Raw genomic sequence first — 12,075 nt, 5'->3', positions numbered from 1 at the left:
AAACGCAAAACCCTCTGTTACTCCAAATCCTTAACAATGCTTAAGTATTCTATTGGCTTGCTGGTACATTACTTGAAATTCAAGACTGTGCCAGTTCTTTTCTGAGCATTACACATTCACCAACGCCAATTTTTTGAACCTAAGCGACCTAAAAGCTGGGACTTTTTTTCAACTAAAAAATTCTAAAACCTTTATATGTCAATGCTTTTAGATTTAATCAGCAAACCCTATTTAGCTAGGTTACATCGCAAAACTTTGTGCTACTCCAAGTCCATTGATATGTTGTACAAATCAATTCCCTTGCTGATCTATGATTTGAAACATCGGCAAATTCCTCAATTCTCGTAATCATTCGTCACTGTGCAACGCCTGAAAAAAAGTTGCTGAAAGCAGTCTGTAAATGTCTCAAGCTTTGCTGCAATGGAACACAACTTACTTGTGTGAGAAATTCTAAATCTTTTTGCTTTTTCCAGGAGGTAAGCATGGCTGAGGTTTGTTTATAGCTTACTCGTTCTTGCCTCTCATACCATGCTTGAGTCCATTCAGCTAAAGCTTTGTTGTAGATTAGACCCACGTAACCCAAGGTCTTCCTTAGCAAGTTTTCTTACTCTAGAGTAGGGTAAAACCTAAATTTGTACGCTTTCTCAACCATCTATTACTTACTGAGAATTATTCACAGTCTAACATAATTGTGTGTGAGATATCAAGATTGATTGCTTTTCTTCCCGAAGCTCCCACAGGCCGGAGAGCGCGGTTCTCCAAGCAAAGTTGAGATAAAAATTTGAACTCTTGAAATCCTCCCGACGTTGCACATGGCGCGACAACGCAGGATTCCTAAACCTCGCAGATTAGGACTTTCGGCTTCTAACGCACCTACCTCCGAGGCCTTTCCCTCTTTCTGGTCTTACGGTCGCTCCACAGATTGACACTGCTAGCTCAGTAGCCTTATTTAATCTTAACACACTATTGGCAAAACCACAAAATTGATTGGTTTTCCCATAGGACACTCCCCTTTGGGAGAGCGCGGGTCTTGAACCAACTTTGAGATAAAAAAAGCCGATGAGGAGACTCGAACTCCTGACCGTTCGATTACAAGTCGAGTGCTCTACCAACTGAGCTACATCGGCAACGTTTTTAATAATAGCAAAGCTGCACCTATTTATGCAACCCCTTTTTACTTTTAAATCACATTTGTTTTAAATAGCTTAATAAATCGGCCATTTCCCGGTCGCTGGGCTGAAATTGGGGCATAGGTGGTGTTTGGCCACTAACTACTTGCTTAATAATTGCCACATCTGACTTGCGTTGGGAAATTCCTTCTAAAGATGGTCCTATCTGACTTTCTAAAACCCACTCGTGACAACCTGCACAGTTCATTTGAAAAATTGCGTGGCCTTGAACTGGGTCTCCATCAATAGACAATACTCTATTTGTATAAGGATCGGAAACCTGAAACTGCCTAAATCCTAAGAACATAAATAGGATGGCCAACAGGAAAGCCACACCAGCTAAGGCGCTCCACTTGAGTAAGACTTCTTTTTTGGTATCAGCAAGCTGGTTATCCAAAATCTTTATATCTCAAAAACTATCTACAAGAAAGTTTAATATCAATTAATATACCTTAACAGTATGGCTCTTTTTAAGGTAATTCTTTTATGTCAAGTACAAAGATTTAATATTAATCAATACTTTGAGGAACTATATTATTCATATTTGTATATAGAACCAATTTGGTATATTGACCTTGATGACATTTTTGAGCCATGGAGTCGTCCGTGGGATGTGGGATAGAAGGCAACTAGAAAAATATTCTCATACTCCTCCATGATGAATATCCGTATCTTCTCACTGTAGTTTTTGGTATACTTGCGTAAAAATTTGAGAGGCAGGTTATACATGGATTAAAGCAATAATTGAAAATACTTTAATACGCCCCATCTGCCCATCTGCTCCTAGTATTTTTAATATAGATCCCATAAGGGTTTTATATATTGGCCTGGGATTTCTTTACTGGCACTTTATCCCCAGACTCAAAAGAAATAGTAATATTGATCGATAAACAAATAAAAATTTCAACTATAAGGAGTTGGCTTCGTGGTAGAACCATTACTTTCTGGAATCGTACTAGGTCTCATCCTCGTGACATTGGCAGGACTATTTTTTGCAGCTTACCAACAATATCGACGGGGCAACCAATTAAACATCGACTAGATCAGTCAATCTCTCCTCTTGAGTGAGACTAAAGAAGGTCAAAGCTGTATTGCCATAGACTTTCTGCCGACAAACTTCTAAGGTGGACACAGATTTAACAGACAATCCTTCGGGACTATGTTCCACTGCTAACTCGCTGGTTGGTGCTAGAAGTTGATATTGGGCGATCGCCTCTAATACTGGTTGATATAAATCACTAGCATAAGGTGGGTCAAAATAAATCAAGTCAAACTTCTGCCCTACCAGCACTTTTAAACGTTTCAACACATCTCCCCGCAACACCTGAAATTCCTGAGATGAACTGGCCACAAGTTGCCAATTATGATCAATTACAGCACAAGCAGGGCCATATTTTTCAATTGCAATGGCTAAGGATGCTCCTCTACATAAAGCTTCGGCACCCATGGAACCCACACCTGCACATATATCTAACCATCGACAACCAGCTATATTAGTTTGCCAAATATTAAAGACTGCTTCTCGAACTTTGGCCAAAGTCGGACGAGTGGTCATTCCTGGTAAAGTTTTTAACGGACGATTTCCATATATCCTTAAGTTCATGGTTGCTCTAACCAGCTAAGGCCAAATTTTCAGATATAACTTTATTAACAAAATTTGACAAAATTTGTAGTCCAAGAGTAGAAGATTTTTCTGGGTGAAACTGTACTGCCATTAAATTGTTTTGCCCTACTGCTGCTGTGACTGTTTGATGGCCGTGGGTGACTGTTGCTGCTGTAACTTGAGAGTCAGTGGGGTCAACATAGTAGGAATGAACAAAATATACCCAAGGTTGAGAAGTTATGTCACTCCACAAAGGATGGTTTGGTTGAGTAAATTGTAGTTGGTTCCAACCCATTTGGGGAATTGTCAGACCAGGTTCAGATTTAAACCGACGTACTTTTCCAGAAAGTATTCCTAAACCTGGTTCCTGACCTTCTTCGCTACTTTCAAATAATATTTGCAAACCTAAACATATACCTAAAAAAGGTTTACCTGAAGCAATAACTTGTTTTATGGGTGTTTCTAAGTAGCGCGAGCGCAAGTGTTGCACTGCCGGGTCGAAAGACCCTACTCCTGGTAAAATTACTGCATCAGCTTGTTCTATTTCTATTGGAGAATCTGTAATTTTTGGGGTGGCACCAGTTTTTTCTAAACCTTTACAGACAGAATGTAAATTACCCATATCGTAGTCTATGACTGCAATGGTTGGCATTAATTTTTCTCCTTATTTTGTGATTGGCAATTTTATTATAGTTAATAAGTTAGTATAATTTAAAGAATTTACAGATTTTTTTATTTTGTCTTTGTTTTAAAAATGAAAACTAAAGTGTTACTGACATCATTTGATATATGGGAACCTCACCATAAATCTAATTCTTCTGATGATTTACTTGGTCTGATATCTGTGCAAAAATCAACTAATTATTCGTTAAGTTTTTTAAGAAAGTTACCTGTTGATTCACAGCTAGCTACACAGATTGTTATTGCTAAAATAGAAGAGATTCAGCCTGATGTGATTATTTGTTGTGGTATGGCACAAACAAGGGAAATTCTCACAATAGAATCTCAAGCTAGTTGTGGAGAAGTGGTGATGAAAACTTCTATTAATTTAGCAGAGTTAGTTGCAGGTTTGGATGTGACTGAGATTAGTAATGATGCAGGAAAGTTTGTTTGCGAAGACTTGTATTATTCAGTTTTAAAATATCTCGATATGAGTTGTTATCAAACTAAATGTATATTTGTTCATGTGCCTGTTTTAACAGAAAATAATCGGGATAAAATTGTAGGAGATTTTATTAAAATATTATTATATATCGTTTAATAATTGATATTTTAATCATTTACATATGCCCCATTATATAAAAAAAATCTATGTTTATTCAATACTTCAATTATTAAATAATGAGTCAAGCATAGTTATGTTTTTAACGATTATAGACATGAAGTGAAGATATATTATTCATAATTGACTATCTTCCTACTCTCTATGATCTTATTAACTAAGATGTAGCAAAACTTTACCGTCTACACAGTGTTTACAATTCCTTGGGATTTTAGTACCCATCCACTTTTTCCTTCTTTCTTCTTCCTTGTTCAAGGCTCGTATTAATTGAAGCTTGATCTATAACTACAGAACAAGAGTTTAGCTAAATCTTTACTAAACTTATCTCAAAAATTAATGACTATTTCACTGTCAATTACTCCCTGATGTATTTCGTAATTTAGTTGATTTTTACATTCCATTAATCCCAGAACATGAATTCTTTTACTTTGACAACTCTTGAAGGTTATTATTTCTGATTGTTCTTGCCATCCGTCAGGAATATCTGCCTTCAAAGAAAATCTACTTTCATCTAAATATCTTAAGTCTATTTCTGCTGTAAAAAATCTAAGGATATATAAAAACTCTGAAACTTTTACCTTTATTCCATGTTCCCTTTTCCCTAAATTAAAAGATATTTTTACCCGCAACTGAAATAAAATTGTTATAGCTCTGTCTCTTACTTGAGGAAATTTACTTTGCAAACTATTCTTTCTCAAAGTTTTTTCATCTCAGTATTTAATTCTCTAATAAATCCGATCTAAATTACCATTTTGCTTTCTTTGATCTAAGAATATATTTTGATGACAAAAATCGGCAATTGATTTTGTGTGCCTGCTTAGTAGCAGTTTTCTATTCATCAGAAAATATTGCTCCTTAATCATTAGTTTTAAAAACATTAAAATAGTTATTTTCTGGGAAATTTTGAAAAGTATTATTTCCTGAATTTTAGAATATAAAAAAATGAGGAACAGATTTTAAAGTTGAATTATCTTCATTGACAGTATATTTTTTTGTGATAAATTACAAATATGCTATATGCTCTATAAATGTATTTATTAGGGATAAACTATCTCTATAATTACCTGTAGCTAAACTGACTCTGGATTGAATAAATGTACGAATAATCTAGGAGTTATAACAAGAGTAACTGCTCCTAATCAAGGCTTAAATATAGAAATAACTGATTTAAAGAATATTCTTAATAGTATCGAAAAATACTCCACTCAAGTGATGATACTAAAAACTATTAGTATTTTATCTGTCATTCTCATATTTAAAAAAATTTGATCTTTGTAATTCTGTACTATAGCTATCAGCCTTGAGTCAGTTAATTAATTCAGTATAGGGCAAGATGCTCAACCTACTTAGGATGTATAAAAAAAATTATACTGATATATCTAATTATATTTGCTGTTATGAATAACAGATGGACAATTACAAACACTTTTAGAAGTAATACCAGGATTAGTTTCTTGGATTAGCTCAGATTTATATTATCTAGGAGTAAATAGACATTTAGCTGAAATTTACAAATTATCTCCAGAAGAATTTATTGGTAAAAAGATTGGTTTTCTGAGTGGAGATGATGCAGAATTTCCCAAATTTGTACGTGATTTTTTTGATAGTAATTCCACAGTTACTGTACAATAAATGAAATCATCTGTAGGTCAATATCTCATAGTTACTCAAAAATACAATCAGAGTCAAGCAGCGTGTACTGTTGGACTTGATATTACTGAACTTCGGCAAACAGAAACAGCTCTAGCATTGATAGGTAAAGCTGTAGAAAGTAGCAGTGAAGCGATTAGTATGACAGATGCTAGTGGTAATCACATTTATCAAAATCCAGCATTTACTCAACTTTTTGATTACGCAACAGTAGAAGAATTAAATGCTATTAGTGGGTTACTAAGTTTGATAACAGATGAGAGAGTAGCTAAACAAATATCTGACACAATGAAAAATGGAAATTCATGGAATGGAGAAGTTCCCTGTCGTAGTCGTGGCGATCGCATAATCCAGATTTTTATCCGGATAGATGCGTTCAAAAATGCAAAAGACAAAGTGATAGGGTTTGTTGCCATTAGTGCAGATATTACCGAACGTAAGCAAGCAGAGAAACAACTGCGGGAAAATGAACAAAGATTCCGAGCGCTAATTGAAAATAGCACAGATATTATCCAAATTTTAGACAAGAATGGCATTTATCAATACCTTAGTCCCTCCCAAGAATGATAATAATAATTATTCTTAGAGAAGGGGTGGGTGAGCGATCGCTCACCCATTTCTGGCAAAAGGATAGTGCTCTCCTAAGTAATCGCGATACTCGTTGTCTGATGGTACAGTTGAACCTTTCAATATAGCTTGTCTGACCCGTTTGTTGGCCCACGGCTCCATGTCTTTTGCTCGGGACTACCTGTTCATCTGCCTGCCAAAAATCTGTGTAGACTATTGCACACTGGCGATATACCCCTGGTAGAGAAGACCACAGTTGCTGGGCTGCATCGTAGTAAGTGTCACTTTCACCCCACCCCTTGGGTTAATGCAAATTAGTTGGAAACCAACTTGTATTAAAAATCCTTCATAGCGATTTTTGATAACCAACCCAACCCCTTGGGTTAATGCGGATTAGTTGGAAACTTTTTTAGCCATTTTTCTCTTAAAAATAAGAGACCCCAGCCCTTGGGTTAATGCGGATTAGTTGGGAACACCAGGGTTATAGACTATTCCCCCAAACATTTTATTACCTACCCCTTGGGTTAATGCGGATTAGTTGGAAACAAGAAAGAGAAAGAACAAATAAAACCACTTTTGTCATTCCTTATACCAAATCCCCAGCTCCAACTATACAATAACTATTCAACCGGACATAAAATAAGACATCCTAAAAGCAAGATTAAAACAAAAAACTTGATGTTATCTAGCAAAAAGCCCCTATCAGCAATGGAGCAGGACTTGCACTGTCTCCTAGAGCAGCGTCGGGAGGATGCAAATGGCATTCTGTAGTAAAATGTGAAAGTAGATTATTATTTGATGTAATCGAAAAAAAATTTATGAGTGAAACACAAAATAATCAACAGTCTTCGACCCCAGTTGTAAATTCCGAAGTTACGGTTTCAAGTCAACATGAACATCCTACAAGAACACCGCCTTGGGGTACAGTCACAATGTTGGAAGAAGGTCCACGTTACAAAATTAATCGTATAGAGGTCAAACCAAAACATCATATTACGACCCAAATGCACTATCATCGTAGTGAACATTGGATTGTGGTTTCTGGTACTGCTAAAGTTGTGTTTGATGGTACAGAACATTTGCTCCTGCAAAAACAATCAACTTATGTTCCACCAAACACAGCACATCGTGTAGAAAATCCTGGTACAATTCCTCTAGTAATGATTGAAATTCAAAATGGGGAATATCTTGGGGAAGATGATATTACTCGTTTTCCAGAAGCTGATACAGAAGTATCTTCAAAATAATTTTAGCTAGGCGATCGCTCATAGCAGTTTTCACTAAGAAAAGCAGAAAACAGAGGTTATTTAGTCCACTCCGGCATTAAACAAAAAACTGTAGTACTGCTCGCGTAATGGTAGAGGGAGTAGGGGAGATTAGGGGAATAGGGGAGACCTAGAGTGGAAAAAACTATGAGTAGGAAAGAAACCAAAATACATCTTCTTTCTTGATCATCGGAGCTGACATCATCAGGTAATTTGTCCCAAGTTCAATCCATACCATTATAGTTGTAGGACTGCCTAAAAAACAGCTATATTTTTGAAATATCTATCCATAGATCATATTATAGCAGTTTTCATTAACATAGAATACAGAGATTTTTACTTAAAGGCAGAAGGCACTTATGCTGAGGGCAGAAGTTCTGTAGCCTACCTTTGTGAAAACTGCTATAATTAATGATATAATTATCGGTTAAACTTTGTTAGCGCACTATAACTGGACTGAGAAACCTAAAAATGGGTGAGGATACTAAAAAAAGTTGGCATTGGTGAATTAGTGTATGATATTAATCTTAATTACTTAAGAGTCAGAACTCAGAACTCAGGAGGGAAGAAAGAATAAGAAAGAGGAATAGAGGGAGAAAGTTTTTTGACCCCTAATGATCTGGAAATGATATCATACCTCAAATCACCAACGCCAAAAAGTTATATTACACACCATTAGGGTCTACCTGGAAAGTTATGTGTATCAGTTTAATCACTTAATACCATGATCCGGACTTATATCATGTCCGATAGCATCGTTTGTGTATAGAATTAAGTTTCAATTAAAAGAAACTCTTTCCTACGGAATGCTACGCAAACAGCATAGCTGCCTTCTACCCTCTGTCTTCCTTCCACCAAAGTATAAGTATTCAAAAGTATTCAAGCGGACATGATATTACGCAAAAGACAAAATTATACACCATTTGCAGGGGTTAACGGTCGTCAACCCCTACTATATGCGGTGGTATGCGTAAGTCCTGATGATAAAAAACTTTCTTCTTTATCTTCCTTCTTTTTTTCTCTTGTACGTCGCCCTACCCATGCCTCCCCTACTGACTCCTAACTCCTGACTCCTACCCTCACTCATAAGACTTTTTCAGCAAACCCTATTTAATATCAACCTCTGGTAAAATTGTGAGTATATAAAGCACTACGTGGCAAAACACGCTGTACTTCTTCAACTGTAGTTATTCCTTGAGTTACCTTTTCAACAGCAGCAGTTTGGAAAGAAACAAAACCATTTTGCTTCAAATAACGCTGTAATTGAGTCATAGTACCTTCATAAATCAACTCACGAACCCGATCATCTACATCCAATAATTCTACAATTGCTTCTCTACCAGAATAACCAGAATGGAAACAATTAGAGCAACCACGACCAATACGCCATTTTCCCTGAATTTCATGTTTTATACTCGGAGTAACAGCAGATATAGTTTGCCCCCCATTGCCATTATTCAAAGCAGAAGCATAAGCAGATAGACTTTTGCTCACAGCCAAACTCATAGAAGGTAATATTTGCGGCTGCTCTAAACCCAATATTTGTAGATCGGCATTTGTGGGAGTATAAGCTTCTCCACAATGGGGGCAAATTTTTCGCACTAATCTTTGTGCAACAATACCCAATAGCGCATCACTCATCAAAGCAGGGTCAAGACCGATATCCTTTAACCGAGGAATTGCACCTATAGCATCATTAGTATGAAGAGTAGTCAAGACTAAGTGACCAGTCAATGCAGCTCTTACTGCTGTATCCGCTGTCTCGCGATCGCGTATTTCTCCCATCATAATAATATCAGGGTCTTGACGCAAAATTGCCCGTAAACCAGCGGCAAAAGTCATTCCTGCTCTTTCATTTACCTGAGTTTGAGTAATTCCGGGCAATACATATTCTACTGGGTCTTCAACAGTAACGACATTAACGTGTTCTGTTGTCACTGATAACAAACTGGTGTATAGGGTGCTTGTTTTTCCAGAACCAGTTGGTCCTGTAAAAATAATCATTCCCTGTGGTTGATGTAACCAACTTTTGTATACACTCAAACTCCGCTCAGAAAATCCCAATTTATCCAAACTAGAAAAAGGATTTTTGGAAGTTAGTAACCTAATCACAGCTTTTTCCCCTCCGACACAGGGAAGGGTGCTGACTCGTAAATCTATTCCTATATTAGAATCATCCTCTCCTACATATTGTTCGCTAATTCTCCCATCTTGAGGACATCTACTTTCAGCGATATCCATATCACACATCACCTTAATAGCAACCACTACTCGACGACCAATATCTGCTGGTAGGGTGGTAATATTTCTGAGGATGCCATCAATACGGTAACGTACTCGTAAACCATCTCCAGTCGGTTCAAGATGGATATCACTAGCACGGTTACGCAGAGCACCGGAAATGATTGTTTTAATCCGACCAATTTGGTCTGCAGCTTGGGAAAGATATAATTCTGTGGTGGCGCTGACATCTTCTTCTTCTAGCTCTCCAGTTAAAGGATTAATTAACTGATTCCCAGAAATAGACTTGGGGTCTATTTTTTCTCTATGATACCAGGCACTATAGCTTTTTTCTGCAATAAAAATAATTTTGATGTCAGAAAAAGTACGATCGCTCATATTTTTCATCTCATCGGCACATATTTCTACAGGGGAGGCTAAATAATAACAGTTACGCCATAAAAGTAGGGGAATAACTGGTGGTAAATCTTTTCGATCTGGAAATTCTCTAAAGAAACGATATGCTACTTCTTTATCAAGTAGTTGTAGATTTACTATTCCTCGTTTATCTACTAAATTTTCCAATGCTTGTTGGCAAGTAATTTCACGATTTCTTAATAGTTGCCAAGCTGATAGAACAGAAGTTGATGCACTCATAGTCAATTAATTAGAAATGGTTTTTAATCATATTGCATGAAAGAGAAAATATTTTTTGTTCTCCTCCAACTTCTGAGACTAACACTGTTGTGATTAAATTAAAACCCTTTTATGATTTTGGTCTTCTGTAGGAGTTTTCAGAAAGGTTTTGTAGAAAATATTCTGGAAAAGGTGAAAGATAATAGGGAACTAGAGAGCTTAAAAATAATATCAACTTAATATAATAAATCGATAATTATTGTTTTAACAATGAATCAAATTTCTGTATATGATTATACAAATAATTTGTGATTTAAAAACGGGATAAATGTTGTATAATAGAGTATCTTAAATCAGCCTCGTACTTCTGTTATTTTCAAATATATTTTTACTTTTTAAGGGGGGTATGGAACTGAATTTATCATTATTTATTCCTGTTCAAGATGGGAACTTTTATGAGGAGGAAAAAAAACTGGAAATACCAATATTTTTTTATCTCCTAGATGAGCATGAAGTATCAACCTAACTGATGAATCATTGTATAGCAATCTTATTTTAGTTGTGAGATATTGTAAATTTTAGGGAATAGAGAACAGTTCATTAATGGATAATTGATAATTACCTCTGGTTAAAACCGCTCTTGATTGAATATAAGGAAATATTATTTCTTTTTTCTTGGTTGATTGGATATGGTTAGGAAACCCATCCATCCCTCGACCGCTTTTTCCCCGATCAAGGGGAGGCTTTAAACCAGAATTATTTAATTATTAATTAGTTAATTATTCGGTAATGACGGAAACCGAAGCAATAAAATTATCATCAATGATTTAGGATTACTATAGTAACTATGCCACACTCAAAATAATTTGAGCCTTTATACAACGGCTGCAAGAGAATTTATTTTTATTGGGAATTACAAAAAATAGAGCCATAAAATAGTCTCAAATATATACAGGTAGAAAATTTGATTTGAAAAAGTATAATTCTTTTACTACTAAAGCTCCCAGGCATTTTTAGGGCATTGATGTAATTCCCTTATGCAGATCGACTCTTCCTGCGGAATGTTACTCAAACAGGTATTTTTTGACCAGAAAATGTGTAATATCATGTCCAGATGATTAGTAATAATTAAGCATTTCTAGACAGAATAAGGAAGAAGACTTAAGAATCAGTTAGGGCATAAAATAACGCCCTAATTTTGTGTAAGTCTTGTAAATTTGGTATTAGACATCTCCAAAAATAAAAAATAAAATCAATTCTCACACAGGAATTATCAATTCTTTCTCCCTACTGCCTACTGCCTCTTTTCTGGAGATGTCTATTATATTAATTAGGGCTTGCTGATTAAATCTCAAAGCATTGATAGATAAAGGTAAGTGCCTTTTTAAGTATCAAAAAGTGCGAGGTTTTGGGTGGTAATGGTTCAATTAGGAGCGGATTTTGGTCAAGAGTTGCGCAGAACAATCTTGGGACAAAACGCCCGCTCCTACCTCCTCGCTCATTCCAATTTCTCCTGTCTCCTGTCTCCTGTCTCCTGTCTCCTACCCTCACCCATAAGACTTTTTCAGCAAACCCTAATTAATCCAAGTTTTCTCCCAAGACTCCCCACCAACTTCTAAACCACATAAATCACTTCTTGCTTCCAGAATCAACTTTGAATGACTACCCCGATTTTCTCTTAAC

The 12,075-nt window shown here is 36.1% G+C and carries 11 protein-coding genes, 1 tRNA gene, 4 pseudogenes and 1 CRISPR repeat array; of the genes and pseudogenes, 8 read left to right on the top strand and 8 right to left on the bottom strand.

Going from position 1 to position 12,075, the window contains the following annotated elements; genetic code table 11:
- Nucleotides 1–105: pseudogene (locus F6K27_RS30250) on the top strand (IS1 family transposase); the annotation flags it as partial.
- 123 nt (nt 106–228) lie between these two features.
- Nucleotides 229–348 (top strand): annotated as a pseudogene (locus F6K27_RS30245) (IS1 family transposase); the annotation flags it as partial.
- A gap of 19 nt (nt 349–367) precedes the next feature.
- Here F6K27_RS30245 and F6K27_RS30240 read toward each other — a convergent pair.
- From F6K27_RS30240 to F6K27_RS30230, 3 genes and pseudogenes are all read right to left on the bottom strand, one after another.
- A pseudogene (locus tag F6K27_RS30240) lies at nt 368–652 on the bottom strand (helix-turn-helix domain-containing protein); the annotation flags it as partial.
- Between the two features lie 402 nt (nt 653–1,054).
- A tRNA-Thr gene (locus F6K27_RS30235) sits at nt 1,055–1,127 on the bottom strand.
- Between the two features lie 58 nt (nt 1,128–1,185).
- Nucleotides 1,186–1,566 carry a cytochrome c gene (locus F6K27_RS30230; RefSeq protein WP_287278901.1) on the bottom strand — a complete coding sequence of 127 codons (381 nt, stop codon included), beginning with the start codon at nt 1,564–1,566 and terminating at the stop codon, nt 1,186–1,188.
- 63 nt (nt 1,567–1,629) lie between these two features.
- Here F6K27_RS30230 and F6K27_RS30225 point away from each other — a divergent pair, with 63 nt between their 5' ends.
- Nucleotides 1,630–1,791: a hypothetical protein gene (locus F6K27_RS30225; RefSeq protein ID WP_287278900.1), complete on the top strand. Its 162-nt coding sequence runs from the start codon at nt 1,630–1,632 to the stop codon at nt 1,789–1,791.
- Nucleotides 1,792–2,094: 303 nt separating this feature from the next.
- Entirely contained in the window at nt 2,095–2,211 is a 117-nt protein-coding gene (gene petG, locus F6K27_RS30220) for a cytochrome b6-f complex subunit V (protein WP_124147707.1), read from the top strand.
- Here the strand turns inward: petG and rsmD are convergent.
- Nucleotides 2,197–2,772, bottom strand: coding sequence for a 16S rRNA (guanine(966)-N(2))-methyltransferase RsmD (rsmD, locus tag F6K27_RS30215; protein WP_124147706.1), 576 nt, complete (start codon nt 2,770–2,772; stop codon nt 2,197–2,199). The two genes, petG and rsmD, sit on opposite strands and share 15 nt — an antisense overlap.
- A 7-nt stretch (nt 2,773–2,779) precedes the next feature.
- Nucleotides 2,780–3,424: an imidazole glycerol phosphate synthase subunit HisH gene (hisH, locus tag F6K27_RS30210; protein ID WP_287278899.1), complete on the bottom strand. Its 645-nt coding sequence runs from the start codon at nt 3,422–3,424 to the stop codon at nt 2,780–2,782.
- A 102-nt stretch (nt 3,425–3,526) separates the two neighbouring features.
- Between hisH and F6K27_RS30205 the strand changes: the two genes are divergently transcribed.
- The gene (locus tag F6K27_RS30205; RefSeq protein WP_287278898.1) at nt 3,527–4,033 is read left to right on the top strand and encodes a peptidase C15; all 507 of its coding nucleotides are present in this window, start codon (nt 3,527–3,529) and stop codon (nt 4,031–4,033) included.
- A gap of 347 nt (nt 4,034–4,380) precedes the next feature.
- Here the strand turns inward: F6K27_RS30205 and F6K27_RS30200 are convergent, their stop codons facing one another.
- Nucleotides 4,381–4,752, bottom strand: a complete 372-nt coding sequence (locus F6K27_RS30200) for a hypothetical protein (RefSeq protein ID WP_287284619.1) — start codon at nt 4,750–4,752, stop codon at nt 4,381–4,383.
- Between the two features lie 934 nt (nt 4,753–5,686).
- Between F6K27_RS30200 and F6K27_RS30195 the strand changes: the two genes are divergently transcribed.
- Nucleotides 5,687–6,271, top strand: coding sequence for a PAS domain-containing protein (locus tag F6K27_RS30195; protein WP_287278896.1), 585 nt, complete (start codon nt 5,687–5,689; stop codon nt 6,269–6,271).
- 49 nt (nt 6,272–6,320) lie between these two features.
- On the opposite strand, the pseudogene F6K27_RS30190 reads toward F6K27_RS30195, so the two are convergent.
- Nucleotides 6,321–6,527: pseudogene (locus F6K27_RS30190) on the bottom strand (IS1 family transposase); the annotation flags it as partial.
- A 40-nt stretch (nt 6,528–6,567) separates the two neighbouring features.
- Nucleotides 6,568–6,818: direct repeats of the CRISPR family, unit length 26 nt; unit sequence CCCTTGGGTTAATGCGGATTAGTTGG.
- 271 nt (nt 6,819–7,089) lie between these two features.
- Between F6K27_RS30190 and F6K27_RS30185 the strand changes: the two are divergent.
- Nucleotides 7,090–7,518 (top strand): phosphomannose isomerase type II C-terminal cupin domain, encoded by a 429-nt coding sequence (locus F6K27_RS30185; protein WP_287278895.1) that lies wholly within the window; start codon nt 7,090–7,092, stop codon nt 7,516–7,518.
- A gap of 907 nt (nt 7,519–8,425) precedes the next feature.
- Complete coding sequence (locus tag F6K27_RS30180) at nt 8,426–8,599, top strand: hypothetical protein (protein WP_161564751.1); 174 nt, start codon at nt 8,426–8,428, stop codon at nt 8,597–8,599.
- A 53-nt stretch (nt 8,600–8,652) separates the two neighbouring features.
- On the opposite strand, the gene F6K27_RS30175 is transcribed toward F6K27_RS30180, so the two are convergent.
- Nucleotides 8,653–10,413, bottom strand: coding sequence for a GspE/PulE family protein (locus F6K27_RS30175; RefSeq protein WP_287278894.1), 1,761 nt, complete (start codon nt 10,411–10,413; stop codon nt 8,653–8,655).
- Nucleotides 10,414–12,075 lie beyond the last annotated feature (1,662 nt).

Source organism: Okeania sp. SIO2F5, from assembly GCF_010692685.1.
Classification (GTDB): domain Bacteria; phylum Cyanobacteriota; class Cyanobacteriia; order Cyanobacteriales; family Microcoleaceae; genus Okeania; species Okeania hirsuta.
The sequence above is the reverse complement of the archived record's forward strand: the minus strand, read 5'-3'. Positions and strand labels throughout refer to the sequence as shown.

Excerpts from the sequence above, each read along its gene's own strand:
- F6K27_RS30225 (WP_287278900.1), top strand. The coding sequence starts at position 1,630 with ATGGCTCTTTTTAAGGTAATTCTTTTATGTCAAGTACAAAGATTTAAT.
- F6K27_RS30205 (WP_287278898.1), top strand. The coding sequence starts at position 3,527 with ATGAAAACTAAAGTGTTACTGACATCATTTGATATATGGGAACCTCAC.
- hisH (WP_287278899.1), bottom strand. The coding sequence starts at position 3,424 with ATGCCAACCATTGCAGTCATAGACTACGATATGGGTAATTTACATTCT.
- rsmD (WP_124147706.1), bottom strand. The coding sequence starts at position 2,772 with ATGAACTTAAGGATATATGGAAATCGTCCGTTAAAAACTTTACCAGGA.
- F6K27_RS30180 (WP_161564751.1), top strand. The coding sequence starts at position 8,426 with ATGATATTACGCAAAAGACAAAATTATACACCATTTGCAGGGGTTAAC.
- F6K27_RS30185 (WP_287278895.1), top strand. The coding sequence starts at position 7,090 with ATGAGTGAAACACAAAATAATCAACAGTCTTCGACCCCAGTTGTAAAT.
- F6K27_RS30175 (WP_287278894.1), bottom strand. The coding sequence starts at position 10,413 with ATGAGTGCATCAACTTCTGTTCTATCAGCTTGGCAACTATTAAGAAAT.
- F6K27_RS30195 (WP_287278896.1), top strand. The coding sequence starts at position 5,687 with ATGAAATCATCTGTAGGTCAATATCTCATAGTTACTCAAAAATACAAT.